Source organism: Micromonospora thermarum (genome assembly GCF_012034245.1).
In the GTDB taxonomy this organism is placed as follows: domain Bacteria; phylum Actinomycetota; class Actinomycetes; order Mycobacteriales; family Micromonosporaceae; genus Micromonospora; species Micromonospora thermarum.
On record NZ_JAATEO010000002.1, the window covers coordinates 108,905 to 133,939 of the forward strand.

Sequence of the window (25,035 nt, forward strand, 5' to 3'; positions counted from 1 at the left end):
ATGACCCCGACGACAAGCGCGGAGCTGGCCCGGGCCGGGTGGCGCAAGAGCAGCCACAGCGGCGACGAGGGGGCGTGTGTCGAGATCGCGACGCTGCCCCGCGTGGTGGGCGTCCGCGACTCCAAGGACCCGGGTGGGCCGGTGCTCCTCTTCGCCCCGCGGGCCTGGGAGAGCTTCGCCGCGGCACCGCCCCGCCGCTGACCCCCGCCGACGCGGGCGGCGACGGTCCCTCCGCCGCCCGCGTCGCCGGGCCAGGAGCCTGCGTCGACGTCCCGGTCCGGCCGGGACCTCGCGTCGCCAGGCCCCGGCCAGGGCCTGGCGTCGAGGTGCGGCCCGGCCGCGCGGTGATGTCCCGGCCCGGCTGGGCGCCGGCTAGCCGCCGACCAGCGGCTGCGGCGCGGGCTCGGCCCGCAGCGCCTCCAGCGCCGCGATGGCCACCCCGCGGGCACCGGCCATGTCCCGGTCGGGCACCAGGGCGAAGGTGGCCACGGCGGCCTGTTCCTCCCGCAGCACGGTGTGCTCCCGTACGGTCGCCAGGAACCAGTCCCGGAACTCCGGCGCCGCCTCCACCACGCCACCCCCGACGAAGTACGCGTCGGGGTCGGTGAAGTTGGCGGCGAGGGTGAAGAGCCGGCCGATCGCCATCGCCTGCTGCGTGAAGATCTCCCGGGCCAGCGGGTCGCCCCGCTCGCCGAGCCCGCGAACCAGCTTCGCGGCCCGCTCGGGCGGCTCGGCGGCCAGCGGGTGCCCCGGAAAGCGGGTCAGCCAGTACGGCAGCAGGTTGCGCGCGATCCCGGTCAGGGAAGCGACGCTCTCCGCGTCCCCGGTGAAGCCGCAGGCGCAGGTGGGCTGCGCCTGGCCGGGCCCGAGGAGCCCGTCCAGCGGCAGGTGTACGTGCCCCAGCTCGCCCGCCATGCCGGCCGCCCCGGCGATCACCCGGCCGCCCTCGACCACACCACCGCCCAGCCCGGTGCCGACGATGGCCGAGACCGACGAGCGGCGCATCGCGTCGGCGCCGAAGTACGTGTGGTGCGCGTACAGGGCGGCGGCGTTGCCGTCGTTGAGGTACGCCACCGGCAGGCCCAGCCGCCGTTCCAGCGCGCCCCGCACGTCGTAGCCCCGCCAGGCCGGCTGGGAGAAGTTCGTGGAGCCGCGGGAGGAGATGACCCCGGTCGCGCTGGCCGGCCCCGGCGTGTCCAGTCCCACGGCGCGGACGAGCTCCCGGGGCACGCCGGTCGCGGCCAGCGCCCCGTCGAAGGCCCGGGCGAGGGCCTCGATCGCCGCCTCCGGGCCGGCCTGCACCTCGCTCGGGGTCTCCATCAGCCCGTCGACGAGGAACCGCCCGTCCACGGTGAGAACCGTGGCGTTGTTGCTGGTGCCGCCGTTGTCCAGGCCGACGACCACCGGCACCCCTGCGCTGCCCACGAAACTCCGCCCTCCCGCCGTCGTGATCTGACGTGAGGCTAGTTCCCGTCCCGGCGGCCCGCCACGCCCGAGGAGCCGGACCTCCGTCCGGGTGGGCGGGTGCCGGTGACGGCCGTGCCACCGAGGTCGTCGTCCCGGACCACCGTCGGTACCAGCCCGACCTCGCCGAGCAACGCCTCCAGGACCGCCACCTGGCTCGCACCGGCCTCGACGACCAGGTGCCCGCCGGGCGCCAACCACTCCGCGGCGCCGGCCACGACGCGGCGCAGCACCGTGAGCCCGTCCGGGCCGCCGTCGAGCGCCACCCGCGCCTCGTGCAACCGGGCCTCGGGCGGCATCAGCGCCACCGCCTCCGTCGGCACGTACGGGGCGTTCGCCACGACGAGGTCCAGCCGGCCACGCCACTCCGCCGGCAGCGGGTCGAACAGGTCGCCGGCGTACACCGGTACGCCCCGCCCGGCCAGGTTGCGCCGGGCGCACGCCACCGCCACCGGGTCGACGTCCACCGCGGCGTGGAAGCGGGGCGCGAGCCGCCCGGCGAGGAGCACGCTCAACGCACCGGAGCCGCAGCACAGCTCCACCACGGCCGGTGCCGGGCCGGTCAGCGCGACCGCGGCCGACACCAGCAGCAGGCTGCGGGCACGCGGCACGAAGACGCCGGGGTCGACGCCGACCCGGACACCGCCGAAGTCCACCCAGCCGAGCAGGTGCTCCAGCGGCTCCCCGGCGACCCGGCGCGCGACCAGCTCGGCCAGCGCGTCGGGGGTGCCCGCGGCGGCGACCAGCAGCTCCGCCTCGTCCTCGGCGTAGACGCAGCCGGCGGCGCGCAGCCGCTCGACCAGGGCCTGGTCGGGTGTCCCGGCGCGGCCGGGCGGTGCCGTCGGTACGGGCTCCAGGGCGTCCCGGTCGCCCGCCCCGGTCATCGACCCGCCGTGTCCAGCGCGGCGGTCACGTCGGCGACCAGGTCGACGGTGTCCTCCACCCCGCACGAGAGGCGGACGAATCCGGGCGCGGTGTCGTCGCCCCACTGCGCCCGACGGTCGGCGGTGGTGTGCAGGCCACCGAACGAGGTGGCCGCCGCGACCAGCCGGGCCGCGTCGAGGAACCGCGCGACCCGCTCGGCGTCGCCCAGGTCGAACGAGAGCACCCCCGGCATCCGTCGCATCTGGACAGACGCCACCGCGTACGCCGGATCGTCCGGCAGGCCCGGCCAGCGCAGGCCGGTCACGTCCGGGCGGGCCACCAGCAGCCGGGCGAGGGCCTCGGCGTTCGCGGTCTGCCGCGCCAGGCGCAGGTCGAGGGTGGCCAGCGACCGGTGCGCCAGCCAGGCGTCGAACGGCCCGGGGACCGCCCCGGTGATCGTCCGCCACCCCGTCACGGCCTCCAGCAGGTCGGCCGACCGGGTCGCGACGTACCCCAGCAGCAGGTCCGAGTGCCCGGTGAGGGCCTTGGTGCCGGAGGCCACCACCAGGTCCGCGCCGAGGTCCAGGGGGCACTGCCCGAGCGGGGTCGCGGTGGTGTTGTCCACCGCGACCAGGGCGCCGGCGGCGTGCGCCCGGGCCGCCAGCGCGGGCACGTCGACGACGTCCAGGCCGGGGTTGGCCGGGGTCTCCACGAGCACCAGGCGTACGCCGTCGAGGTCCGGGTACGGCCCGGCCGTCGGGGCGAAGAGAACCCGTACGCCGATGCCGGCCAGGGTGTCCGTGGCGAACGACCGCACCGGGAAGTAGCCGTCGGTCGGGAGCACCACGGTGTCCCCGGGCCGCAGCACGGTCAGCAGCAGCCCGGTGATCGCCGCCTGGCCGGTGGCGAAGACCCGGCACTGGCCGCCCTCCAGCTCCCCGATCGCCGCCTCCAGGTGCCGCCGGGTGGGATTGTCCGGCCGGCCGTAGCCGTTCGGCGCCGTCGCCGGCCCCGCCCAGGGGTCCAGGTGGTACGGCGCGGCGAACACCGGCCCGGGCAGGAACGGCTCTCCGGGCACGGGTTCCGGCAGCCCGGCGTGGACGCAGCGGGTGCCGTCGTGGTCGTCCGCCATGCCCCTCACTCCGGTTTCGTCGTGCGGCTCATCAGCGCCTCGACGGCCCGCCGGGGGTCGACCCCCTCGTGGCAGACCAGCTCGACCTGCTCGGTGATCGGCATCTCCACACCGTGCGCCCGGGCCAGGTCGCGGATGGCCAGTGCGCTCTTGACGCCCTCGGCGGTCTGCCGGGTGGCGATCCGCGCCTCTTCCAGGGTCGCGCCCCGGCCGAGGTGCTCGCCGAAGGTGCGGTTGCGGGCCGACGGGGACGAGCAGGAGGCGACCAGGTCGCCCATCCCGGCCAGGCCGGCGAAGGTGAGCGGGTCGGCGCCGAGCGCGACGCCCAGCCGGGCGGTCTCGGCCAGTCCCCGGGTCACGAGCATGGCCCGGGTGTTGTGGCCGAAGCCCATCGCGGTGGCGATCCCGTACGCGAGGGCGATCACGTTCTTGACCGCGCCGCCCAGCTCACAGCCGATCACGTCGTCGTTGGTGTACGGGCGGAAGTACGGCGTGGTGATGGCCCGCTGCACCAGCGTGGCCCGGTCGACGTCGGTGCAGGCGACCACGGTGGCGGCCGGCTGCTCGGCGGCGATCTCGGGGGCCAGGTTGGGACCGGAGACGACCACCACCCGGTCCGCCGCGACCCCGGCGGTCTCCACGATGACCTCGCTCATCCGCTTGGTGGTGCCCAGCTCGATGCCCTTCATCAGGGACACCAGCGTGGCGTCGGGGTGCAGGTGCGACGCCCACTCGGCGAGGTTGCCGCGCAGTGTCTGCGACGGCACCGCGAGCACGACCAGCTCCGCACCCTTGATCGCCTCCAGGGCGTCGCCGGTCGCGGTGACCCGGTCGGGCAGCACGAGTCCCGGCAGGTACTCGGGGTTGCGCCGCTCGGCGCGGATCACGTCCGCGACCGGCTGCCGCCGGGCCCAGATGGTGACGTCCCGGCCGGCGTCGGCGAGGATCTTGGCGAAGGCCGTCCCCCACGAGCCGGCCCCCAGCACCGCGACGTGCCCGCTGGTTCGCTCGACACGCTCGCTCACGCGGCGGCCCCCGGGCGCTCGGCGCGGCCTTGACGGGCGGGGCGTTCCCACAGCGCGGGTGGGGTCTCGTCCCGGATCTCGGCGAGCAGGTCACGCAGCCGCAGCATGATGGCGTCCGTCATCTCCTCGAGTACGGCCTTCGTCGGGGTGGCGCCGGTCCACCGGCTGAGGTCGACCGGGGGTCCGGCCACCACGGTCACCGGGATGCGCGGGCGGGGGTTCAGGCGGCTGGTCCGCGGGTCGAAGATACGCTCCGGGCCCCACATCGCCAGCGGGATGACCGGCGCGCCGGTGGCCAGGGCGAGCCGGGCCGCGCCGGTCTTGCCCTTCATCGGCCACAGGTTCGGCTCGCGGGTGGTGGTGCCCTCCGGGTAGATCACCACGCTGCCCTCCTCGCGCAGGGCGGCGACCAGGGCGTCGAGCGACTTCACCGCGTCGACCGTGCCGCGCTCGACCGGGATTTGCTTGCAGCGGTGCAGGATCCAACCGATCACCGGCACCCGGAAGACGCTGGCCTTGCCGAGGAACTGCGGCCAGCGCCCGGAGTCGTAGATGAAGTGCGCGGAGACGAGGGGGTCGGCGTGCGAGATGTGGTTCGGAACGATGATCACGCCACCGGGGCGGCGGAGGTGCTCCAGGCCACGCCAGGTGCGGCGCGTCCAGACGGTCATCACGGGCTTCACCAGCACCACGGCGAACCGTTGCCAGAACCCCAGCCTGCGCCGCGCCACCGCGCCTCCTCCTGCCGCCGTACGACCCCGCCGGTCCACCCGCCGGTGACCCCGCGAGGTGAAATCATGCCTGCTCGCCCCGGGTCCGGCCAGTGAGGGTACCGGCGGCGGGCTGGCAGGATGACGAGGTGACCTCTCAACTGGTCTGGAGCGTGGTGGTGCCGGTGAAGCGCCTGGGCGTCGCGAAGAGCCGGTTGCGGGGCGCGCTGCGGGGCGTACCCCACGAGGGGCTGGCGCTGGCGCTGGCGGCCGACACGGTCCGCGCGGTGCGGGCGTGCGCGGCGGTGGCCGACGTGCTGGTGGTCACCGACGACCCGCGGGTGGCGGCGGTGGCCGGCGGAGCGGGCGCCCGGGTGTTGCCGGACTCACCGGCCGGCGGGCTCAACGCCGCCTTCCGGCACGGCGCGGCGGCCGCGCGGGGTGGCTGGGTGGCCGGCCTCACCGCCGACCTGCCCGCGCTGCGCCCGGCCGAGCTGGCGGCGGCGCTGGGGGCGGCGCAGGCCGGCCCCGCCGGGGTACGCCGGTACGTCGCCGACGCACCCGGGAGCGGCACCGTGCTGCTGGCCGCCCCGCCGGGCGTACCCCTCGATCCGCGCTTCGGCGTGGGGTCGGCGGCGGCGCACGCGGCCAGCGGGGCGCTGGCTCTGGTGGGCGACTGGCCGAGCCTGCGCCGCGACGTCGACACCGTCGAGGACCTGGCCGCCGCGACCCGGCTCGGGCTGGGGCCCCACACCGCGGCGCTGTGCGGCGCGGGCGCCGCGCCGGCGGGCCGGCACGTGTAGCGTGCCGGTCATGCAGGGCACGGTGGCCACCTACGACGCGGCGAACCGCAGCGGCGTGCTGCTCCTCGACGACGGCACGGAACTGGCGTTCCCGGCGCGGGCGTTCGACGCCTCCGGGCTGCGGCTGCTCCGGCTCGGGCAGCGGGTCCGGATCGAGACGGACGACACCGGCGCGGTGGTGCGCGTGACGTTGCCGACCATGGCCTGAGCAACCCCGCTCAAGTTCATTTTGCGTTAACCCGATTCGGGTGAAGATGAGCGGGTGAGTACCCCTCGCGAGCACCCCGCCGACCAGCCCTCCGCAACCGAGCCGGCCGAATCCCGCAACGGCGCCCGCCCCCGGGGCGCCGACGGCCGCTTCAGCGCCACCCGGTCCACCGACACCGCCGACGTACGCCCCGACACCGCCGGCACCGACGCGGCCGCCGCCTCGGCCGGGCTGGAGGAGGTGCTGGACCCGGCGTCGGCCCGCTTCACGCCACCCGCCGCCCCGGCGGCCGCCGCCGACGAGCCGCCGGTGGTCGAGCCCCTGCCCGAGGACCGCTTCCTCAACCGGGAGCTCTCCTGGCTGGACTTCAACGCCCGGGTCCTCGCCCTCGCCGAGGACCCGCGCACACCGCTGCTGGAGCGGGCCAAGTTCCTGGCCATCTTCGCCAGCAACCTCGACGAGTTCTACATGGTCCGGGTCGCCGGCCTGAAGCGGCGGCTCTCCGCCGGCCTGCCGGTCCGCGGCGGCGACCGGCTGCCGCTGCGCACCCAGCTCGAACTGATCGCCGAGCGGACGGCCGCCCTGGTCACCCGGCACGCCGCCTGCTTCGTCGACGACGTGCTGCCGAAGCTCGCCGCCGAGGACATCCGCATCCTGAGCTGGGGCGACCTCGACGACGCCGAGCGGGAGCGGCTGCGCACCTACTTCCGGGAGCAGATCTTCCCGGTGCTCACGCCGCTCGCGGTCGACCCGGCGCACCCCTTTCCGTACATCTCGGGGCGGTCGCTCAACCTGGCGGTGTCGGTCCGTGACCCCGACGGCGGCTCGGAGCTGTTCGCCCGGGTGAAGGTGCCCAACAACGTGCCCCGGTTCGTCCGGGTCCACCGGGACCAGCCGGGCCTCCGCGTCATGCCGGTGGAGGACCTGATCTCGGTGCATCTGGGCCAGCTCTTCTCCGGCATGCAGGTGGTCGAGTGCCACCTGTTCCGGGTCACCCGCAACGCCGAGGTGGAGGTCGACGAGGACCGCGACGAGGACCTGCTCCAGGCGCTGGAGCGCGAGCTGGCGCGGCGCCGCTTCGGCCCGCCGGTGCGGCTGGAGGTGGCCGCCTCCATCTCCGACCACATGCTGGAACTGCTCGTCCGCGAGCTGGACATGGACGCCCAGGACGTCCTGCGGGTGCGCGGACTGCTCGACCTGTCGGCGCTCTGGCAGTTGTACGGCGACGCCGACCGGCCGGACCTCAAGGACCCGCCCTTCGTGCCCGCCACACATCCCCGGCTCGCCGAGGGCGAGGTGCCGCGGAGCGTGTTCGCCACGCTGCGGGACGGTGACGTGCTGGTGCACCACCCGTACCACTCGTTCGCCACCAGCGTGCAGCGCTTCATCGAGCAGGCGGCGGCCGACCCGAACGTGCTGGCGATCAAGCAGACCCTCTACCGCACCAGCGGCGACTCCCCGATCGTCGACGCGCTGGTCGACGCGGCCGCCGCCGGCAAGCAGGTGGTGGTGCTGGTCGAGTTGAAGGCCCGGTTCGACGAGATCGCCAACATCGGCTGGGCTCGTACGCTGGAGCGCGCCGGCTGCCACGTGGTCTACGGCCTGGTGGGCCTCAAGACGCACTGCAAGACCGCGCTGGTGGTGCGTCAGGAAGGCAACCAGATCCGCCGCTACTGCCACATCGGCACCGGCAACTACCACCCGAAGACCGCGCGCCTCTACGAGGACTTCGGGATGCTCACCGCCGACCCGGAGATCGGCGCCGACCTGACCGACCTGTTCAACGTGCTCACCGGCTACAGCCGGCAGACCGCGTTCCGGCGGCTGCTGGTCGCGCCGCAGGGCATCCGCAGCGGGCTGATCGAGCGGATCGAGCGGGAGATCTCGCACGTCCGGCTCGGTATGCCGGGTCTGGTGCAGTTCAAGGTGAATTCGCTGGTCGACGAGGAGGTCACCGACGCCCTCTACCGCGCATCCCGGGCCGGTGTCCACGTGGACCTGCTGATCCGTGGCATGTGCACGCTGCGGCCGGGCGTACCGGGCCTGTCCGACAACATCCGGGTCCGGTCCATCCTCGGCCGCTTCCTGGAGCACTCGCGGGTCTTCCGGTTCGGCAACAACGGCGACGCCGAGTTCTGGATGGGCTCGGCCGACCTGATGCACCGCAACCTGGACCGCCGGGTCGAGGCCCTGGTGCAGGTCAGCGACCCGGTGGCCCGGGCCGAGCTGGACCACGTGCTGACGGCGGCGTTCAGCCCGGACGTGGACGCGTTCGAGCTGGCCGCGGACGGCACCTGGACCCGGCGTACCGGGGACGACGTGCCGCTGGTCCACCTCCAGGACCTGCTGCTGCGGCGCGTCGGCGGCACGGCCGGCTGACTAGGCTTACCTGATGGAGGAGGAGCGCAAGTACGAGGTGGACGACGGCTGGGCGCTGCCGGAGCTGACCGCGGCGGCGCCCGAGGGCGGCGGCGTGCGCGAACTGCCGCCGGTGACCCTCGTCGCCACGTACTTCGACACCGTCGACCTGCGGCTCGCACGGGCCGGGGTCTCGTTGCGCCACCGGGAGGGCGACGCGCTTCCCTGGACGGTGAAGCTGCCGACCGACACCCCCGGCGTCCGGCACGAGATCTCCCGGCCGGGTGCCTCCGGCGCGCCCCCGTCCGACCTGGTGGAGTTGGTCACCGTCGTGCACCGGGGCGCCCCGCTGGCACCGGCGGCCGTGGTGCGCACGGTCCGCCGCGCGTACGAGGTCCACGACGACGCGGGCGCGGTGCTCGCCGAGGTCGTGGACGACGACGTCACCGCGCTCGACGCCGACGGTGCCACCACCGCCGCATTCCGGGAGGTGGAGGTCGAACGGAAGGCCTGCGACCGGGACCTGCTGGACCGGATCGGCGCGCTGCTGCGGGAGTCCGGTGCCCGGGACGGCGGGTTCGTCCCGAAGCACGTCCGGGCGCTCGGCGCGGCGGCCGAGGGCGAACCCGACCTGGTCGCCCCCGCCGGCCTGCCGGCCGACCCGACCGCCGGCGAGGTGGTGACCGAGGCGCTCCGCCGCGAGGTGCGGCGGCTCGTCGCGCACGACCCGCTGCTCCGGCTCCGCGCACCGGTCGGCGACGACGACACCGCCGTGCACCAGATGCGGGTCGCCTGCCGGCGGATGCGCAGCGACCTGAAGACCTTCCGGCGGCTGGTCCGGCCCGGGTGGGCACGCCGGCTGCGGGACGAGCTGAAGTGGCTCGCGGACGCGCTCGGCGCCGCGCGGGACGCCGAGGTGCTGCGGGAACGGCTACGGCGTACCGCCGTGGCCGACCCGCTGAACCCGCTCGACCCGGCGGCGGTCGACCGGCTCGACGCCGTCCTGGCCGAACGGCAGGAGGCGGCCCTGGCCGCCGTCGACGAGGCGGTCCGCTCGGACCGCTACCGGGCCCTGGTCGACGCCCTGGTGCTGGCCGCCGGGGCGCCGCGGCTGACCCGCCGGGCCGCCGCGCCCGCCCGGGACGTCCTGCCGCGCCTGGTGGCCCGCCCGTGGCGTCGGCTGGCCGGCGCCCCGGGCCGGCCCGGCAGCGTCGCGGCGCTCGCCCAGGACGGGCCGGACGAGCAGTGGCACACCGTGCGCAAGGACGGCAAGCAGGCCCGGTCCGCGGTCACCGCCGTGGCGCCCGTGCTCGGCGGGGACGCCGCGAAGCTGGCCCGCAAGCTGGCCCGGGTGCAGGACCTGCTCGGCGAACACCAGGACGCGGCGGTCGCCGCCGAGACCTGGCGGGACGTCGCCGACACGCGACCGGACGACCACGACCTGGCGGTGACCGCCGGCCGGCTGCTGGAACGGGAGCGCGCGACCGTGCGGCGCGTCCGGGCGGAGTTCCCGGGGGCGTGGCGGCGGGCCAGCCGGCGGCGACGGACGGCGTGGCTGCGGTGAGCGGGCCCCCGACGACGGAGGGTGGGCCGGTCGCACCGCCCGGCATCCGGGCGGCGGGAGGCGTGGTCTGGCGACCCGGCCCGACCGGTGTGGAGGTCTGCCTGGTGCACCGCCCTCGGTACGGCGACTGGTCGCTGCCCAAGGGCAAGCTGGAGCCGGCCGAGCACCCCCTGCTCGCCGCCGTCCGCGAGGTCGCCGAGGAGACCGACGTACGGGCGGTGCCGCAGATCCGCCTGCCGAGCGTCAGCTACCGCAGCGAGGGCCGGCCGAAGGTCGTCGACTACTGGTCGATGCGGGCGGTCGCCGGCGGCGGCTTCCAGCCCGGCACCGAGGTCGACGACGTGCGGTGGCTCGCCGTGGACGAGGCGTCCCGGCTGGTCAGCTACCCGCACGACGCGGAGGTGCTCGCCGCGTTCGCGGCCCTGCCACCGGTGACGGTGGCGATGGCGCTCGTCCGGCACGGGCACGCCGGCAAGCGGGGCACCTGGGCCGGGCCGGACATCGGCCGGCCGCTGGACGCGCAGGGCTGGGCGCAGGCGCACGCGCTCGCGCCCCTGGTGGCCCTGGTCCGGCCGGTACGCCTGGTCTCCGCGTCGGCGCGCCGCTGCGTGCAGACCCTCGACCCGGCGGCGGCGCTGCTCGACCTGCCCATCGATGTCGACGGCGACCTCGACGAGCCGCGACCGGGTCAGGATCGTGACGAGTGCGTACTGGCCACGGCCGCCCGGCTCGCCGCTCTCGCCGTGGCCGGCGAGCCGGTCGCGGTGTGCAGCCAGGGAAAGGTGATCCCGGGGGCCCTGGAGCGCCTCAGCGGCCGCACGGACGACTTCACCACGCCGAAGGGCGGCGGTTGGCTGCTCGCGTTCTCGGGCGACCGCCTCCTCGCCGCCGACCGCCTGTAGGAAAGCGGCCCTGCCGGACGCCTCCGGTGGGTCCCGTGGCCACCAGCGACCGCAACGACGCGACGGGGGCGTCCACCGCAACGGTGGACGCCCCCGTCGTACGCCTCGGGTCAGCGCTTGGTCGCTGCCTTCTTGGCGGGAGCCTTCTTCGCGGGGGCCTTCTTGGCCGCCGCGCTCTTGGTGGCGGTGGCGGTCTTCTTCGCCGCCGTGGTCTTCTTCGCCGCGGCGGTCTTCTTCGCCGCGGCGGTCTTCTTCGCCGGGGCAGCCTTCGTGGTGGTCTTCTTCGCGGCGGCGGCCCTGGTCGTGGTCGCCTTCGCCGCCTTCGCCGCCGTGGTCTTCTTGGCCGCGACGCCGGTGGCCTTGGCGCCGGCCGCCTTCGCGCCGGTGGTCTTGGCAGCGGCGGTGGTCTTCTTCGCCGCCGCCGTGGCCTTCGGCACCTTGCCGCTGGCCACCATCTCCTTGAACCCGGCGCCCGCGCGGAAGGTCGGGACGGAGGTCTTCTTGACCTTCACCGTCTCGCCGGTTCGCGGATTCCGGGCTGTTCGGGCTCCTCGGACACGCTTCTCGAACGCTCCGAAGCCGGTGATCGCCACCTTCTCGCCCTTGGTGACCGCCGCCTGGACCTCAGCGAGGACCGCGTCGAGCGCGGCCGTCGCCGTCTTCCGGTCCCCCAGGCGAACGGCGAGCGCCTCGATGAGCTCGGCCTTGTTCACGACTTCCTCCCGATTGTGCAACTGACTCGACGCGAGCCATTCTGCGCGCACGGTATGCCCTGTGCTGCCGGGACACAAACATTCGGTGGAAAAAAGCCCTTGTGTCGCAACGGATTCGCCCCCACCGGTGAGACCGGTGGGGGCGGAATCGGCGCGGCGAAGGGGCGCCGCGCTATGCGACGGTGGGCAGGAACGACGGCCGGGACGCCTCGAAGGCGCTGATGTCGGCCTCGTGCCGGAGGGTGAGTCCAATGTCGTCCAAGCCCTCCATCAGCCGCCAGCGGCTGAAGTCGTCCAGCGGGAACGACCAGGTGGCCCCCCCGACGCGGACCTGGCGGGCGGTCAGGTCGACGGTGACCGGGGTGGTCGGATCGGCCTCGACGGCGGCCCAGATCTCCTCGACGGCTTTCAATTCCAACTCGACCGGGAGCAGACCCTCCTTGAGGGCGTTGCCCCGGAAGATGTCACCGAAGCGCGGGGAGATCACGGCGCGGAACCCCCAGTCGCGCAGGGCCCAGACGGCGTGCTCCCGGGAGGAGCCGGTGCCGAACTCCGGACCGGCGACGAGAATCGACGCACCCGAATACGCGGGATCGTTGAGGACGAATTCCGGATCTTCCCGCCACGCGTTGAACAAGCCGTCCGCGAAACCGGTCCGGGTCACCCGCTTGAGATACACGGCGGGGATGATCTGGTCGGTGTCCACGTTGGACCGGCGCAGCGGCACGGCGGTGCCGGTGTGGGTGGTGAACCTCTCCATCAGCGGTGTCCTCTTCTACAGGTCGGCGGGAGCGGCCAGCCGGCCCACCACGGCGGTGGCGGCGGCGACCGGCGGGGAGACCAGGTGGGTGCGTCCGCCCCGGCCCTGGCGGCCCTCGAAGTTACGGTTGGAGGTCGAGGCGGCGCGCTGGCCCGGGGAGAGCGTGTCCGGGTTCATGCCGAGGCACATCGAGCAACCCGCGAAGCGCCACTCGGCCCCGGCGTCGGTGAAGATCTTGTCGAGCCCCTCGGCCTCGGCCGCCTCCCGGACGGCCGCCGAGCCGGGCACGACGAGCATGCGGACTCCCTCGGCCACCCGGTGCCCACGCAGTACGTCGGCGGCGGCGCGCAGGTCCTCCAGGCGCCCGTTGGTGCAGGAACCGACGAAGACCACGTCGACCGCGACGTCGCGCAGCGGGGTGCCGGGCGTGAGGTCCATGTACTCCAGCGCGCGGCGGGCGGCGGCCTGCTCCGGCTCGGTCACGAACTCCTCGGGATCGGGCACGGACGCGCCCAGCGGTGCGCCCTGACCGGGGTTGGTGCCCCACGTCACGAACGGCGTGATTCGGGTGGCGTCCAGGGTGACCTCCGCGTCGAAGGTCGCGCCATCGTCGGTGGGCAGGGTCCGCCAGTAGGCGACCGCCGCGTCCCAGTCGGCGCCCGTCGGGGCGTTGGGCCGCCCCTTCAGGTACGCGAAGGTCGTCTCGTCCGGCGCGATCATGCCGGCCTTGGCGCCCCACTCGATGGACATGTTGGCGATGGTCATCCGGCCTTCCATCGAGAGGTTCCGGATCGCCTCGCCCCGGTACTCCACGATGTGGCCGCGCCCCCCGCCGGTGCCCACCTGCGCGATCAGCGCGAGCACCAGGTCCTTGGCGGTGACCCCCGGCGCGAGCTCGCCGACGACGTTCACCGCCATCGTCCTGGGGCGGGCCTGCGGCAGCGTCTGGGTGGCCAGCACGTGCTCGACCTCGCTGGTGCCGATGCCGAACGCCAGGGCGCCGAACGCACCGTGGGTGGCGGTGTGCGAGTCGCCGCAGACGATGGTCATGCCGGGCTGGGTCAGGCCCAGCTGGGGGCCGATGACGTGCACGATGCCCTGGTTCTCGTCGCCGAGCGCGTGCAGCTTCACGCCGAACTCGGCGCAGTTGCGGCGCAGCGTCTCGATCTGCGTACGCGAGGTCGGGTCGGCGATGGTGAGGAGATCGCCGCGGCGGGACCGGAACGACGGGTCGGCGTACCCGGTCGGGGTGTTGTGGTCCTCGGTCGCGATCGTCAGGTCGGTGCGACGGACCCGGCGGCCGGCGAGGCGCAGTCCGTCGAACGCCTGCGGGCTCGTCACCTCGTGCAGCAGGTGCAGGTCGATGAAGAGCAGGTCGGGCTCGCCCGCGGCGGACCGTACGACGTGCGCGTCCCAGACCTTCTCGGCCAGGGTCCTCGGCTCAGGAGTGACTCCCACCATCTGGACATCCTAAATTCTGGGAGGTAAGTTTCGGCTTGTGGGACACAGTATGAGCGGTGTCGGCGTTCTCGACAAGGCGGTGGTCATCCTGGCCGCCTGCGTCGACGGCGCCAGCCTGGCCGAACTTGTTGAACGCACGAAGCTGCCCCGGGCAACGGCGCACCGGTTGGCACAGGCACTGGAGATCCACCGAATGCTGGTACGCGACACCCAGGGGCGGTGGCGTCCCGGGCCACGCCTGGGCGAGCTGGCCAACGCGGCGCCCGACGTGCTCCTGACCGCGGCGGAGCCGCTGCTCGCCGCGCTCCGCGACGCCACCGGCGAGAGCGCCCAGCTCTACCTGCGCCGCGCCGACGAGCGCATCTGCGTGGCGGCCGCCGAGCGGGCCAGTGGCCTGCGCGACACCGTGCCGGTCGGCTCGGTGCTGCCGATGACCGCCGGCTCGGCGGCGCAGATCCTGCTCGCGTGGGAGCCGCCGGAGGCGGTCATGCCGCTGCTGCCCCGCTCGAAGTTCACCGGCCGTACGCTCGCGGAGGTCCGCCGCCGGGGCTGGGCGCAGAGCGTGGCCGAGCGGGAGGCCGGTGTGGCGAGCGTCTCGGCGCCGATCCGCGACCGCACGGGCCGCGTGATCGCCGCCATCAGCATCAGCGGTCCGATCGAGCGCCTCGGCCGCCGCCCCGGCGAACGCCACGCCATGGCCGTCGTCCGAGCCGGCCAACGCCTCTCCGGCCTCTGACCCGCCCCTGCCTCTCCCGCCGAGCCCCGGCCACGTGGGAGAGGGTGGTGGACAGTGTGAAGGCCCGCCTCGCGGGTGCGAGGCGGGCCCTTCGGATCTGTAGCCCCGACCGGATTCGAACCGGCGCTACCGCCTTGAGAGGGCGGCGTCCTGGGCCGCTAGACGACGGGGCCAGGAACTTTCCTGCTTCACCGCCTGGTCGGGCGGTGCGGCAGTAGTCTAGCGGCACCGGCCGCCGGGCCGACGGCGGGGGCGGCGTCCGCGCGCCCCCGGACTGCTTCCACTCACCAGTCGCCGACCGGCAGGCGCAACCGGACCGGAGCCGCATCGGTGCCGGAGAACGACGAAGCCCGCCCCACGTGGTGGGACGGGCTGTCACTGCTCTTGTAGCCCCGACCGGATTCGAACCGGCGCTACCGCCTTGAGAGGGCGGCGTCCTGGGCCGCTAGACGACGGGGCCAGAACCTGCTGCTCCCACCCTCGCGGGGCGGGAAGCCGAACCCTATCAGAGGTCGGACCTCCGCCAGAATCCAGCGACCGCGATTCTTCCGAATCGCGACTGCGCTGGGGTACCAGGACTCGAACCTAGACTAACTGAACCAGAATCAGTCGGGCTGCCAATTACCCCATACCCCATTGGCCCCTTGCGGCGCCGGGATCAAACTTTACCCTCCCGCCGCCAGCAGGCCAAATCGAGCCCCTCAAACCGCCCGTGAGCTGCGGAAACGGGCCTCAGGGCGGATCAGGCGACGGGCACGACCGGGTTGGTCAGTTCGCCGATCCCCTCGATCCGCACGGTGACCGTATCCCCGTCCGCGAGCGGGCTAACCCCGGCCGGCGTACCGGTCAGGATCACGTCGCCCGGGAGCAGCGTCATCACGTGGGAGACGTACGACACCAGGGCCGGCACGTCGAACACCATGTCCCGGGTACGGCCCAGCTGGCGGACCTCCATCTCGTCCGGGTTGCGACCCACCTCACACCGGATCTCCAGGTCGGTGACGTCGAGACCGGTGGTGATCCAGGGGCCGATGGGGCAGAACGAGTCGAAGCCCTTGGCCCGGGTCCACTGGCCGTCCGCCCGCTGCAGGTCCCGCGCGGTCACGTCGTTGGCGCAGGTGTAGCCGAAGATCGCACGTTCGGCGGCGGCCCGGTCGGCGCGGCGGGCGCCGGGGGCGCCGATCACGACCGCCAGCTCGGCCTCGTGCTCGACCTGCTTGGAGAAGATCGGGAGCCGGATGGCGTCCCGGGGCCCGATCACCGAGGTGGACGGCTTGAGGAACAGCAGGGGTTCCTTGGGGACCTCGCTGCCGTGCTCGGCGGCGTGCTCGGCGTAGTTGCGGCCGACGCAGACCACCTTGCTCGGCAGGATCGGCGACAGCAGCCGCACGTCGGACAGGGCCCACCGGCCGCCGGTGAAGTTGATCCGCCCGAACGGGTGCCCGTCGATCTCGGCGACGGTCAGGCCCTGCGGGCCCGCCTCCGACTCCCCCTCGACGACCCCGAACGACATTCCGTTGGCATGAGCGAAACGAGCGATACGCACCAGGCCAATCTAGCCGGGCGGTCACGCGGGGGACCGCTGGCCACGGCCGCCGCCCACGGTCTCCGGGAAGCCAGTCGGTCGCGCACCCTACGCGATCGCCACGTCGCCGGGGCGGACTTCCCGACTTCGTACCCGCACGGCGTGAGCCCGCCCCTAGCGTCGGCTCCGGAGGTTCGTTCGTATGCCTGCATCGACACGACACCACAGGACCCTCGCGGTGGTCGTCCACTGCCTCGGCTTCCTCGCCGCCTTACCGGCACTGCCGGCGGCGGCACCCGACCCGGCCGGCACACCGCGGCCCGTCGCCACCCGGCCGGCCACCACGCAGGAAGCCACGGCGCAGGGGGCCACGGCGCAGGGGGCCACCGCGCACCCGGCCGCCGCGCGGCCGGCGCCGGCGCACCCGGTGGCCGCCGCACCGGCGGCGGCGCCGCGACCGGCGGCCGCGCCGACCGAGCAACCGGGCCCGACCGCGGAGCCGGGCCGGCCGTCGGCCCCGCCGGCCGTGCCCGTCCCGACCCGGGCGGCCCTCCCACCGCCGAAGCCGCCGGTCACGGTGCGCGTCGCACCGGAGAGCACGCCCGCGCCGCGCTACCGCATCCAGGTCCGCAACGACGGCAGCCGGCCGGTCGCCACGACCGTCCGCCAGGAGCTGCCCCCCGGTACGTCGCCGACCTCGATCACCAGCGGCGGTCGGGCCACCCGGAACGGCGGGCAGGACGTGACCGAGGTGACCTGGAACCTGCGGCTGCCCGCCCGCAGCACCACCACCCTGGCCACCGCGATCACCGCCGCGCCGGGCCGGCCGCTGACCGCGCCCGCCTGCGCCTTCGCCACCGACGGCTACCGCCCGTACGACTGCGCGACCGCCACCTGGCAGGCCGCGACCTCCTCGACCGCGACGGCCACGAAGGCGGAGCCGCCGGTGTGGCGGCAGACCACCGCCCTGGTGGCCGGCCTCGGCGGTCTCGCCGTCGTCGCCCTGGGCGGCCTCTGGACGTGGCGACGCCGGCGCCGTCCGCACGCCGCGGCCCTCGCCGACGGCCCGCGGGGCACCGTCTATCCGCGGCCGGCGACACCCGGCGCCCCGCCGCTCCGGCGGAGGCCGTCGACGTGGCTGATCGTGCCGGTGGCCGCGGTGATGCTGGCCGGCACCGTCGGCACGGCGGCCTGGACGGCGACCCGGCAGGTCGCCGGCGTCGACACCGACAGCCGCCCGACCAGCGGCGCCTGGGTCGGTACCGGGGTGTCCGGTGCCGTCGGCGAGCCGCTGCGCGAGGCGGCCTTCGAGTTCACCGTCTACCGCGTCGCCTGCGAGCCGGGCCGGGGCGCGCGGCAGTGCGCGGCCACGGTCGGCGTCCGCAATCTCACACCTGAGCAGCAGACCTGGCACGGCCGCCTGCAGCGCGCGTACCTGGCCGACGGCAACTTCGTCAGCACGGACGAGCAGGCGACCCGCCGGGCGAACCTGGGGCGGGACGTGTTCGCCCGGCCGATGGCGGCCGGCAGCCGCACGGTGCTCCCGCTGGTCTTCACCGTGAACGGCCGGGAGCCGCCGACCCAGCTGGAGCTGCGCAGCGGCGTCTTCTCCGCCGGGGTGCGGGTGGACGTGCCCTGACCGGCGGCGCGGGCGGCGGTCGTACCCTGGGTGCGTGACCGCCGCCCTCGCCCCGACCACCGTGCTCGACGCGGCGATCTGGCAGGCCCGGCGCCGGGCGCACGAGGAGCGGGTCGACGCCTGGCTGACCCCGCACCTGGCCCGCCGGCGGCGCGGGGAGAAGCATCCGGTGGAGGACTTCCTCTTCACCTACTACTCGCACCGTCCCGCCCAGCTGCGCCGCTGGCATCCGGGCGCCGGGGTGGTGCTGCGCGACGCGGATCCCGCCGACTTCGGGCGGGACTACCGCGCGGGCGCCGCCGGGGTGACCCTCGACACCGAGGGGGTACGCGCCCGGCGCGCCGAGTCGGTCGCCTGGATCCGGGCGCTGCTCAGCGCGACGGCCGGCCGGCCGGCCCAGTTCGGCTGCTTCGGCATGCACGAGTGGGCGATGGTCTACCGGCAGACGCGGGCGGAGGTGCGGCACAACGCCTGGCCGCTGCGGCTGAGCCCGGAGCGCACCGCCGTGGTCGTCGAGGAGCGGGGCGTACGGTGCAGCCACTTCGACGCATACCGCTTCTTCACCGCCCCGGCCCGGCCGCTGAACGTGCTCACCCCGACCCGGGAGAGCCAGCACGCGCTGGAGCAGCCCGGCTGCCTGCACGCCAACATGGATCTCTACAAGTGGGCGTACAAGCTGTCCCCGCTGGTGCCGAGCGAACTCGTGGCGGACGCGTTCGCGCTGGCGCGGGAGATCCGCACCCTGGACATGCGGGCCAGCCCGTACGATCTGGCCGCGCTCGGGTACCCGCCGGTGCGGGTGGAGACGCCGGAGGGCCGGGCGGAGTACGCGACGGCGCAGCGCGGCTTCGCCGAGCGGGCCGCAGGGCTGCGCGCCCGCCTGCTCGACGCCGTGACGGAGTAGGCGGAACCGGGCCGGAACCCGCCACCGGCTTGACACAGTGATCCGGTGAGGAACCCGGCGGCGGCGCACTTCGGCCGCATCCACCTGGCCGGCGAGGCGGACCGGGTCACCCGTCTGGAACTCTTCCTGGACCTGGTCTTCGTCTACGCGTTCCTCAACGTCACCGGCGTGACCGCCGAGCAGTTCAACGTCGCCGGGGTGCCCCGCGGCATGCTGCTGCTGGTGCTCCTGTGGTGGTGCTGGGTGCACTACGCGTGGCTGGGCAACACCGTCCGGCTGAACCGGGGTCTGCTGCCGGCGGTGACCTTCGGGCTGGCCGCGACGCTGTTCGTGATGGCGCTGACGGTGCGGGAGGCGTTCGTCGACCGGCCGGGCGGGTTGGCCGGTCCGCTGGTCTTCGCCGCCGGGTACGTCGTCGCGCGGGGTGGCCCGTTGCTGGTCGCCGCACTGGCGCTGCGCCACCGGCCCGAGTTGCGCCGGTTGTTCCGGCGGGTGTGGCCGCCCGCCGCCGCCGGGATGCTGCTCGTACTCGCCTCCGCGCTGCTCCCGGCGCTCACCGACGACCGGCTGCTGCGCGACTGGACCCGCTTCGGCCTCGTCGTGCTCGCCATCCTCATCGAGTACGGCGGGGTGTACGTCGCCGGCATCGGCGCCTGGCGGCTGCGGTCCATCCCGTACTGGGTGGAGCGGCACAGCCTGATCATCCTGATCGGGTTCGGCGAGACCATCATCTCGGTGGGGTTGAGCCAGGGTGCCGGCGTCGCCCAACCGGTCACCTGGCCGGTGATCGCCGGGGTGCTGGCGAGCGTGCTGCTGATCGGCACGCTGTGGTGGACGTACTTCGACATCGCCCGCTTCGCCGCGGAGCAGGCGCTGGAGCGGGTGTCCGGTGCCCGGCGCACGAGACTCGCCCGGGACGCGTACAGCTACCTGCACCTGCCGATGATGGCCGGGCTGATCCTGGTCTCCCTGGGCCTCAAGCACGCCCTGGTCCAGCTACGCATCCCGTCGGAGCCGGAGGCCCTCGGGCCGGTGGTGACCTACGGCGGCGTCGTGCTCTACCTGGTCGGCCTGTTCGCCTTCGAGGTCCGGACGCTGCGTCTGTTCGGCCGGTCGCCCATGCTCGGCATCGCGTTGACCCTGGCGCTGCTGCCGATCGCGATCGGTCTGCCGGTGCTGCCGCAGCTCGTCCTGCTGGTGGCGGCGCTGGGCGTCATGGCGCTCTCCGACGCGACCGTGTTCCGGCACAAGCACTGGGAACTGCACGCCCACATCGACACGGTGAGCGAGAAGGGCACCGGAGTCACCCCGAAGGAACTCTTCCTCGACCTGGTCTTCGTCTACGCCTTCCTGCAGGTGTCCGCCCTAATGTCGGACGATCCCACCTGGTCCGGGCTGCTCCGCGGGCTGCTGGTGCTGGCGGTGCTCTGGGCGGCGTGGTGCACGTACGTCTGGCTCGCCAGCTCGGTCCGATCGGAGGCGGCGGTGGTGCGCGGCGCGATCGTGACGGTGGTCGCGGTGACGGCGGTGATCAGCATCGCCGTCCCGCAGGCCTTCGCGGACGCCGCCGGCGGCCTGTCGGGGCCGGTGGTGTTCGTGGCCTGCTACGGGATGATCCGGCTGCTCGCCCTCGCGGCCATCTGGGTGGCCTCGCAACGCCGAGGGGAGATGGTTCGCCGCACCAACGTTGCGCTGGCCTCGGCGCCCACGCTGCTCGCGTTGGCCTTGCTCGTGGTGGCGGCCCTGGTGCCGCACCCGGTGGGCGACATCCGGCACCTCTCACCGCTGCGGGTGGCGCTGTGGATGGCGGCGATCGCGATCGACCTCGTGGTGCCCCTGGTGATCCGCCCCCACCGCTGGCGGATCTGGTCCGCCCCGCACTGGGCGGACCGGTTCAGCCTCATCGTCATCATCGGACTGGGCGAGGCGGTGATCGCGATCGGCGCCGCCGTCTTCTACTCCCCCGTCTCCGCGCGGATCATCGTGGCCGCCGTGCTCGGCACCGCGTTGCTGGGCGTCCTGTGGTGGCTCTACTTCGGGTGCGACGCCGAGATCGCCGAGCGGACGCTGGAGGTGCGGCAGGGAGTGGCCCGCGCAACCCTGGCCCGCGACGCCTACATCTACCTGCACCTGCCGATGATCGCCGGGATCGTGCTCGTCTCCCTCGGTCTGCGGAAGGTCATGGGGGTGCTCGGCACGCAGCCGTTCTTCGTGGCCAGTCCGCCGCTGTACCCGGTGGCGCACGTCGCGCTGTTCGGCGGGATGCTGCTGTTCCTGGTCGCTGACGAGGCGTTCTGGTGGCGGGTCACCAGGAGCCTGCGGCCGCGCCGGGTGGTCACCGCACTGGTGGTGGCGGCGCTGGCGCCGCTGGCCGCCGGCCTGGCCCCGCTGGTGGCGCTGAGCGCGCTGGTCGGGGCGGGGCTGGTGCTAGTCGGCCTGGAGGTGACCCGGGGCGCGGACCTGCGCCGTTCGTCCCCTCCCCCGGCGGAGCCGGCCGAGACGGCCGAGCGGTGGTGATTCAGTCGCCGTCGACGCGGCGGTCGCGTTTGCGCTGGGACTGCCGCTTCTTCTCGGCCAGGCGGCGTTCCTTGGCCGCACGGGACGGTCGCGTCGGGCGCCGGGCCTTCGGCGGCGGCGCGATCGCCTCGCGCAGCAGCGCCGCCATCCGTTCCCGGGCGGCCTCCCGGTTGGCGAGCTGGGCCCGGTGCTCGCTGGCGGTGACGGTGAGCACCCCGTCGACGAGCCGGCCGGCGAGACGGTCGAGGGCCCGTGCGCGGAGGGAGTCCGGGATGCCCGGGGAGGCGCTCAGGTCGAAGCTCAGCTCGACCCGCGAGTCGGTCGTGTTCACGCCCTGCCCGCCCGGGCCGGAGGACCGGGAGAAGCGCTCCCGCAGCTCGGCGTCGGGCACGATCCACCGGTCGCTCACCCGCAGCCCACCGTCCATGCCCCGAGGCTAACGCCGCGTCCGGTGCCGCACCCGGGGTCCCCCGGACGCGCGGCCCGCGCCGCTCAGCGAGGGGCGGTGGTGGCGGAGGGGCTGGGCTCGGCGCGTTCGGGCTCGCCGTCGGAGCCGACCGCCGCGTACGCCACGGCACCGACCAGCAGCAGGGCGATCACGCCGACCTTCGTGGTGACCACCCGGATGAGCAGCCACGCGGTGCGCCGGGCGCCGGGCACCGTCTTTTTCGCGGCCTGGTAGTCGGTCCACCCGCGCCGCGCCCGGGCGTACGCCGACCCCACACCGGTTCCGATGATCAGGCCCACCAGGAGGAGGACCGCGATGAGAGGACGCTCCACCCCCGCCAGTATTCATACTCAGCGTGATATTTCCATGCCTTGATCACTGGGCGCTGAAATCCGACACATCCGCCATTCCTCGCGTAATCGGTCAGTCACCCAGCGTCACTCAGCCGCCCCTGCCGATGATCGTGTCGGCCGTCTGCTGGACCTGTTCGATCGGGATGGCGAAACCGATGCCGATCGACCCGTTCCCGTCGATCGTGGCGATCGCGGTGTTCACGCCGACCACCTCGCCGCGGGCGTTCACCAGTGGCCCGCCGGAGTTGCCCGGGTTGATGGACGCGTCCGTCTGGACGGCGGTGTGCCGGTTGTCGCCGAGGCGAACCTGCCGGTCCAGGGCGCTCACGATGCCGGCCGTGACCGTACCGGCGAGGCCGAGCGGCGAGCCGACCGCGAGGACCGGCTCGCCGACCCGCGTCGAGCCCGGTTTCGCCAGCGGCAGCGCGGACAGGCCGGCCGACGGCGGCACCCGCAGCACCGCGAGGTCGCTGCGCGGCTCCCGGCCGACCACCTCCGCGGCGAACCGCCGCCCGTCCGGTAGTTCCACGGTCACCGAGCCGTTCCGGCCCTTCGCCAGGATGTGGTCGTTGGTGATGATGTGCTGCTGGTCGTCGACGGCGAACCCGGAACCGGTCGCCGAGGCGCCGCCCGCGCCGCCCACCAGCACCGACACCACCCCCGGGACGGTCTTCTCGGCTGCCGTCACCAGCTCCGCCGGCACCGGCGCGGCCGAGGCCGCCGCCGGGCCCGGCGCACCGTCCCGGCTGGCCACCAGCCCACCGGCGGCCGCGCCCGAGGCGCTGGAGAGTGCCACGACCGCCAGGCCGGCCAGCAGCCGCCCGTGCCAGCGCCGTCCCGCCCGGTCCCGGTCCGATCCGGGTACGTCCCAGCGGGGCCGCCCGTCCGGGCCCAGCTCGGGCGAGATGAACCAGGGGCCGCGCGGCTCGCCCAGCCCGGTGTGCACTGCCATGCGTACGCTCCTCACGTGTCGATCGGCCGCACCGTGACCGGCCCTGGTCGGGTCAGGGCAGGCGGGAGAACCAGCGCATCGAGCCGGCCGCCGCGCCCATGGCGAAGACCAGCCCGAGGCCGATGAACCGGGCCGAGACGTCCTGCCGCTCGGTGCGGTAGCCCACCGAGCTGCCGATGTCCTCGTAGACCGCCTTCAGCTCCTCGGCGCTGCCGGCCTCGTGGAACCGGCCGCCGGTCTCGTCGGCGACGGCGCTCAGGGTCTGCCCGTCCACCGGCACCGGAATCGGCCGGCCGAACCGGTCGACGAAACCGTTCGGGGTGCCGAACACGATGGTGTAGACCGGAACCTTCATGGCCACCGCGTCGGCCGCGGCCTCCATCGGGTCCATGCCCGCCGTGTTCGCGCCGTCCGACAGCACGACGACGCGGGCCGGCGGAGGGTTCTTCGCCGCCTGGGCGTCGAAGCTCCGCACCGCGCCGAGCGAGGTGTTGATCGCCTCCCCGATCGCCGTCCCCTGCACGCCGGTCGCGCCCTCGACCAGCCGGCCGATCCCCTCGTGCAGGGCTTCCCGGTCGGTGCTCGGCGGCACCAGCATGGCCGCGCTGCCGGCGAACGCGACCAGGCCGACGTTGAACTCGTCGGGGAGACCGTCGACGAACGACCGGGCGGCTTCCCGGGCGGCGCTGAGCCGGTCCGGCTCCACGTCGGTGGCGAGCATCGAGGTGGAGACGTCCACCGCCACCATGACGGTCGCCCGCTCCCGGGGCACCCGCACCTCGGCCGTGGGCCGGGCGAAGCCGACCACCAGCAGCGCGAGCATGGCGAGGAAGAGCCCGGCGGGGACGTGCCGCCGCCACGCCGGACGCTGCGGGGCGACCCGGTCGAGCAGCCGCAGGTTGGTGAAGCGCACCGCGTACCGGCTGCGGCGGCGCTGCACCAGGATGTAGCCGGCGGCCAGGGCGAGCACGCCGATCAGCAGCCACAGGCGGACGGGCGACAGCCAGATCACGCGGTACCTCCCCGGGCCGTCGCGGCCGGCGCGGCGGCCAGCCGGCGTTGGCGGTGCACGTGGCGCACGATGTCCGCGGCCCAGTCCCGGTCGGTCCGCAGCGGCAGGTGCGCGGCGCCGCTGCGCCGCAGCGCCTCGCGTACCTGGTCGCGCTGGGCGGCCGCGGCGGCCGCGTACCGCTCGCGCAGCGCCGGGTCCCCGGTCCAGACGTCCCGCCGCCGGCCGCTCTCCGGGTCCATCAGGGTGACCAGGCCGACGTCCGGCAGGTCCCACTCCCGCGGGTCGGTCACCTCGACGGCGAGCACCTGGTGGCGGACGGCCAGCCGGCGCAGGGTCCGCTCCCAGGGCGCCGCGTGTGCCGGGTCGTCGGGCAGACCGTCGAGGAAGTCCGAGACGACCACCACGAGCCCGCGCCGGGTGGCCACCCGGTGCACGGCGTCCAGCGCCTCGACCAGGTCGGGCGGCGCGAGCGGGGCGGTGTCCTCGTCGTAGCCGCCGGTACGCGGGGCGTTCAGCAGCGTCCGGAGCAGCCCGAAGAGGTGGGTGCGCCCGGTGCCGGGCGGGAACCGGCGCAGCCCGGTCGGCGTGAGCACCTGCGCGCCGAGACGGTTGCCCATCCCGGCGGTGAGGAAGCCGATCGCGGCGACGGCGGCCACGGCGAGTTCCCGCTTGTCCAGCTCGGCGGTGCCGTACTCCATGCTGGGGCTGGCGTCGACCAGCAGCCATGTGGTCAGCTCCCGGTCGGCGTCGACCTCGCGGACGTGCGGCACGGCGGTGCGGGCGGTGACCGCCCAGTCCATCCGCCGGACCTCGTCCTCCCCGGGCCGGTACTCCCGGCTGCCGGCCGGCTCGCTGCCCGGCCCGGGCAGGAGCCCCTGGTGCTCCCCGTGCAGCAGCCCGTCCAGCCGCCGGGTCACGGTCAGCTCCAGCCGGCGCAGCCGCGCGTCCCCGGCGAGGTCGGCCACGCCGGGGTCCGGCGGCAGCG

Annotated in this window: 24 protein-coding genes and 3 tRNA genes; 10 read left to right on the forward strand and 17 right to left on the reverse strand. The window is 74.6% G+C overall.

The window, feature by feature from the left end; genetic code table 11:
- Complete coding sequence (locus HCJ94_RS02265; protein ID WP_167999268.1) at window positions 1-201, forward strand: DUF397 domain-containing protein; 201 nt, start codon at window positions 1-3, stop codon at window positions 199-201.
- A gap of 171 nt (window positions 202-372) precedes the next feature.
- On the opposite strand, the gene HCJ94_RS02270 is transcribed toward HCJ94_RS02265, so the two are convergent.
- From HCJ94_RS02270 to HCJ94_RS02290, 5 genes are read right to left on the reverse strand one after another with little or no spacing between them, the layout of a single operon-like run.
- Window positions 373-1,425 carry an ROK family protein gene (locus HCJ94_RS02270; RefSeq protein ID WP_167999269.1) on the reverse strand — a complete coding sequence of 351 codons (1,053 nt, stop codon included), beginning with the start codon at window positions 1,423-1,425 and terminating at the stop codon, window positions 373-375.
- A gap of 38 nt (window positions 1,426-1,463) precedes the next feature.
- The gene (locus HCJ94_RS02275) at window positions 1,464-2,348 is read right to left on the reverse strand and encodes a putative protein N(5)-glutamine methyltransferase (RefSeq protein WP_167999270.1); all 885 of its coding nucleotides are present in this window, start codon (window positions 2,346-2,348) and stop codon (window positions 1,464-1,466) included.
- Window positions 2,345-3,460 carry a cystathionine gamma-lyase gene (locus HCJ94_RS02280; protein ID WP_167999271.1) on the reverse strand — a complete coding sequence of 372 codons (1,116 nt, stop codon included), beginning with the start codon at window positions 3,458-3,460 and terminating at the stop codon, window positions 2,345-2,347. Before HCJ94_RS02280 ends, HCJ94_RS02275 begins: the two co-directional genes overlap by 4 nt.
- A gap of 5 nt (window positions 3,461-3,465) precedes the next feature.
- Window positions 3,466-4,485 (reverse strand): NAD(P)H-dependent glycerol-3-phosphate dehydrogenase, encoded by a 1,020-nt coding sequence (locus HCJ94_RS02285; protein ID WP_167999272.1) that lies wholly within the window; start codon window positions 4,483-4,485, stop codon window positions 3,466-3,468.
- Window positions 4,482-5,216, reverse strand: coding sequence for a lysophospholipid acyltransferase family protein (locus HCJ94_RS02290; RefSeq protein ID WP_167999273.1), 735 nt, complete (start codon window positions 5,214-5,216; stop codon window positions 4,482-4,484). The genes HCJ94_RS02285 and HCJ94_RS02290 overlap by 4 nt, the downstream gene beginning before the upstream one ends.
- Window positions 5,217-5,344: 128 nt before the next feature.
- Here HCJ94_RS02290 and cofC point away from each other — a divergent pair, with 128 nt between their 5' ends.
- From cofC to HCJ94_RS02315, 5 genes are read left to right on the forward strand one after another with little or no spacing between them, the layout of a single operon-like run.
- Window positions 5,345-5,998 carry a 2-phospho-L-lactate guanylyltransferase gene (gene cofC / locus HCJ94_RS02295; protein WP_309227112.1) on the forward strand — a complete coding sequence of 218 codons (654 nt, stop codon included), beginning with the start codon at window positions 5,345-5,347 and terminating at the stop codon, window positions 5,996-5,998.
- A 10-nt stretch (window positions 5,999-6,008) separates the two neighbouring features.
- Entirely contained in the window at window positions 6,009-6,206 is a 198-nt protein-coding gene (locus HCJ94_RS02300) for a cold-shock protein (RefSeq protein ID WP_205800521.1), read from the forward strand.
- Window positions 6,207-6,260: 54 nt separating this feature from the next.
- Window positions 6,261-8,585, forward strand: coding sequence for an RNA degradosome polyphosphate kinase (locus tag HCJ94_RS02305; RefSeq protein ID WP_167999276.1), 2,325 nt, complete (start codon window positions 6,261-6,263; stop codon window positions 8,583-8,585).
- A gap of 13 nt (window positions 8,586-8,598) precedes the next feature.
- Window positions 8,599-10,128 carry a CYTH and CHAD domain-containing protein gene (locus HCJ94_RS02310; protein WP_240943811.1) on the forward strand — a complete coding sequence of 510 codons (1,530 nt, stop codon included), beginning with the start codon at window positions 8,599-8,601 and terminating at the stop codon, window positions 10,126-10,128.
- Window positions 10,125-11,030: an NUDIX hydrolase gene (locus tag HCJ94_RS02315; RefSeq protein ID WP_167999277.1), complete on the forward strand. Its 906-nt coding sequence runs from the start codon at window positions 10,125-10,127 to the stop codon at window positions 11,028-11,030. Before HCJ94_RS02310 ends, HCJ94_RS02315 begins: the two co-directional genes overlap by 4 nt.
- Window positions 11,031-11,140: 110 nt before the next feature.
- Here HCJ94_RS02315 and HCJ94_RS02320 read toward each other — a convergent pair whose 3' ends face one another.
- The 3 genes from HCJ94_RS02320 to leuC form a co-directional block, all read right to left on the reverse strand.
- A complete protein-coding gene (locus tag HCJ94_RS02320) occupies window positions 11,141-11,743 on the reverse strand; it encodes an HU family DNA-binding protein (protein ID WP_309227113.1) in 603 nt (200 codons plus the stop codon).
- Window positions 11,744-11,915: 172 nt separating this feature from the next.
- Window positions 11,916-12,503: a 3-isopropylmalate dehydratase small subunit gene (gene leuD / locus HCJ94_RS02325; RefSeq protein WP_167999279.1), complete on the reverse strand. Its 588-nt coding sequence runs from the start codon at window positions 12,501-12,503 to the stop codon at window positions 11,916-11,918.
- A 15-nt stretch (window positions 12,504-12,518) separates the two neighbouring features.
- The gene (gene leuC, locus HCJ94_RS02330; protein WP_167999280.1) at window positions 12,519-13,964 is read right to left on the reverse strand and encodes a 3-isopropylmalate dehydratase large subunit; all 1,446 of its coding nucleotides are present in this window, start codon (window positions 13,962-13,964) and stop codon (window positions 12,519-12,521) included.
- A gap of 49 nt (window positions 13,965-14,013) precedes the next feature.
- On the opposite strand from leuC, the gene HCJ94_RS02335 reads away from it, so the two are divergent.
- Entirely contained in the window at window positions 14,014-14,700 is a 687-nt protein-coding gene (locus HCJ94_RS02335) for an IclR family transcriptional regulator (RefSeq protein WP_013284529.1), read from the forward strand.
- 100 nt (window positions 14,701-14,800) lie between these two features.
- Here HCJ94_RS02335 and HCJ94_RS02340 read toward each other — a convergent pair.
- The 4 genes from HCJ94_RS02340 to HCJ94_RS02355 all read right to left on the reverse strand — a co-directional run bounded on the left by HCJ94_RS02340 (window position 14,801) and on the right by HCJ94_RS02355 (window position 16,246).
- Window positions 14,801-14,873, reverse strand: a tRNA-Glu gene (locus tag HCJ94_RS02340).
- Between the two features lie 214 nt (window positions 14,874-15,087).
- Window positions 15,088-15,160: transfer RNA gene (locus HCJ94_RS02345), tRNA-Glu, on the reverse strand.
- Between the two features lie 104 nt (window positions 15,161-15,264).
- Window positions 15,265-15,336 (reverse strand) — tRNA-Gln (locus HCJ94_RS02350).
- 106 nt (window positions 15,337-15,442) lie between these two features.
- Window positions 15,443-16,246 (reverse strand): fumarylacetoacetate hydrolase family protein, encoded by an 804-nt coding sequence (locus HCJ94_RS02355; protein WP_167999281.1) that lies wholly within the window; start codon window positions 16,244-16,246, stop codon window positions 15,443-15,445.
- Window positions 16,247-16,427: 181 nt separating this feature from the next.
- On the opposite strand from HCJ94_RS02355, the gene HCJ94_RS02360 reads away from it, so the two are divergent.
- From HCJ94_RS02360 to HCJ94_RS02370, 3 genes are read left to right on the forward strand one after another with little or no spacing between them, the layout of a single operon-like run.
- Window positions 16,428-17,864, forward strand: coding sequence for a hypothetical protein (locus HCJ94_RS02360; RefSeq protein WP_167999282.1), 1,437 nt, complete (start codon window positions 16,428-16,430; stop codon window positions 17,862-17,864).
- A 34-nt stretch (window positions 17,865-17,898) separates the two neighbouring features.
- Window positions 17,899-18,768, forward strand: coding sequence for a 3-methyladenine DNA glycosylase (locus HCJ94_RS02365; protein ID WP_167999283.1), 870 nt, complete (start codon window positions 17,899-17,901; stop codon window positions 18,766-18,768).
- A 45-nt stretch (window positions 18,769-18,813) separates the two neighbouring features.
- Window positions 18,814-21,285 carry a low temperature requirement protein A gene (locus HCJ94_RS02370; RefSeq protein ID WP_167999284.1) on the forward strand — a complete coding sequence of 824 codons (2,472 nt, stop codon included), beginning with the start codon at window positions 18,814-18,816 and terminating at the stop codon, window positions 21,283-21,285.
- A 1-nt stretch (window position 21,286) separates the two neighbouring features.
- Here the strand turns inward: HCJ94_RS02370 and arfB are convergent, their stop codons facing one another.
- The 5 genes from arfB to HCJ94_RS02395 all read right to left on the reverse strand — a co-directional run bounded on the left by arfB (window position 21,287) and on the right by HCJ94_RS02395 (window position 25,033).
- Complete coding sequence (gene arfB / locus HCJ94_RS02375) at window positions 21,287-21,712, reverse strand: alternative ribosome rescue aminoacyl-tRNA hydrolase ArfB (RefSeq protein ID WP_167999285.1); 426 nt, start codon at window positions 21,710-21,712, stop codon at window positions 21,287-21,289.
- Between the two features lie 65 nt (window positions 21,713-21,777).
- Window positions 21,778-22,065 (reverse strand): hypothetical protein, encoded by a 288-nt coding sequence (locus HCJ94_RS02380; protein ID WP_167999286.1) that lies wholly within the window; start codon window positions 22,063-22,065, stop codon window positions 21,778-21,780.
- A gap of 109 nt (window positions 22,066-22,174) precedes the next feature.
- Complete coding sequence (locus HCJ94_RS02385) at window positions 22,175-23,038, reverse strand: S1C family serine protease (RefSeq protein ID WP_167999287.1); 864 nt, start codon at window positions 23,036-23,038, stop codon at window positions 22,175-22,177.
- A 52-nt stretch (window positions 23,039-23,090) separates the two neighbouring features.
- Window positions 23,091-24,050: a VWA domain-containing protein gene (locus HCJ94_RS02390; protein ID WP_167999288.1), complete on the reverse strand. Its 960-nt coding sequence runs from the start codon at window positions 24,048-24,050 to the stop codon at window positions 23,091-23,093.
- A complete protein-coding gene (locus HCJ94_RS02395; protein ID WP_205800568.1) occupies window positions 24,047-25,033 on the reverse strand; it encodes a DUF58 domain-containing protein in 987 nt (328 codons plus the stop codon). The genes HCJ94_RS02390 and HCJ94_RS02395 overlap by 4 nt, the downstream gene beginning before the upstream one ends.
- Window positions 25,034-25,035: the final 2 nt, after the last annotated feature.

Bases quoted from the DNA above. Each gene is read 5' to 3' on its own strand.
- HCJ94_RS02280 (WP_167999271.1), bottom strand. From the start codon at position 3,460: ATGGCGGACGACCACGACGGCACCCGCTGCGTCCACGCCGGGCTGCCG.
- HCJ94_RS02385 (WP_167999287.1), bottom strand. From the start codon at position 23,038: ATGGCAGTGCACACCGGGCTGGGCGAGCCGCGCGGCCCCTGGTTCATC.
- HCJ94_RS02310 (WP_240943811.1), top strand. From the start codon at position 8,599: ATGGAGGAGGAGCGCAAGTACGAGGTGGACGACGGCTGGGCGCTGCCG.
- HCJ94_RS02360 (WP_167999282.1), top strand. From the start codon at position 16,428: ATGCCTGCATCGACACGACACCACAGGACCCTCGCGGTGGTCGTCCAC.
- HCJ94_RS02265 (WP_167999268.1), top strand. From the start codon at position 1: ATGACCCCGACGACAAGCGCGGAGCTGGCCCGGGCCGGGTGGCGCAAG.
- HCJ94_RS02335 (WP_013284529.1), top strand. From the start codon at position 14,014: ATGAGCGGTGTCGGCGTTCTCGACAAGGCGGTGGTCATCCTGGCCGCC.
- leuC (WP_167999280.1), bottom strand. From the start codon at position 13,964: ATGGTGGGAGTCACTCCTGAGCCGAGGACCCTGGCCGAGAAGGTCTGG.
- HCJ94_RS02300 (WP_205800521.1), top strand. From the start codon at position 6,009: ATGCAGGGCACGGTGGCCACCTACGACGCGGCGAACCGCAGCGGCGTG.
- arfB (WP_167999285.1), bottom strand. From the start codon at position 21,712: ATGGACGGTGGGCTGCGGGTGAGCGACCGGTGGATCGTGCCCGACGCC.
- leuD (WP_167999279.1), bottom strand. From the start codon at position 12,503: ATGGAGAGGTTCACCACCCACACCGGCACCGCCGTGCCGCTGCGCCGG.
- HCJ94_RS02275 (WP_167999270.1), bottom strand. From the start codon at position 2,348: ATGACCGGGGCGGGCGACCGGGACGCCCTGGAGCCCGTACCGACGGCA.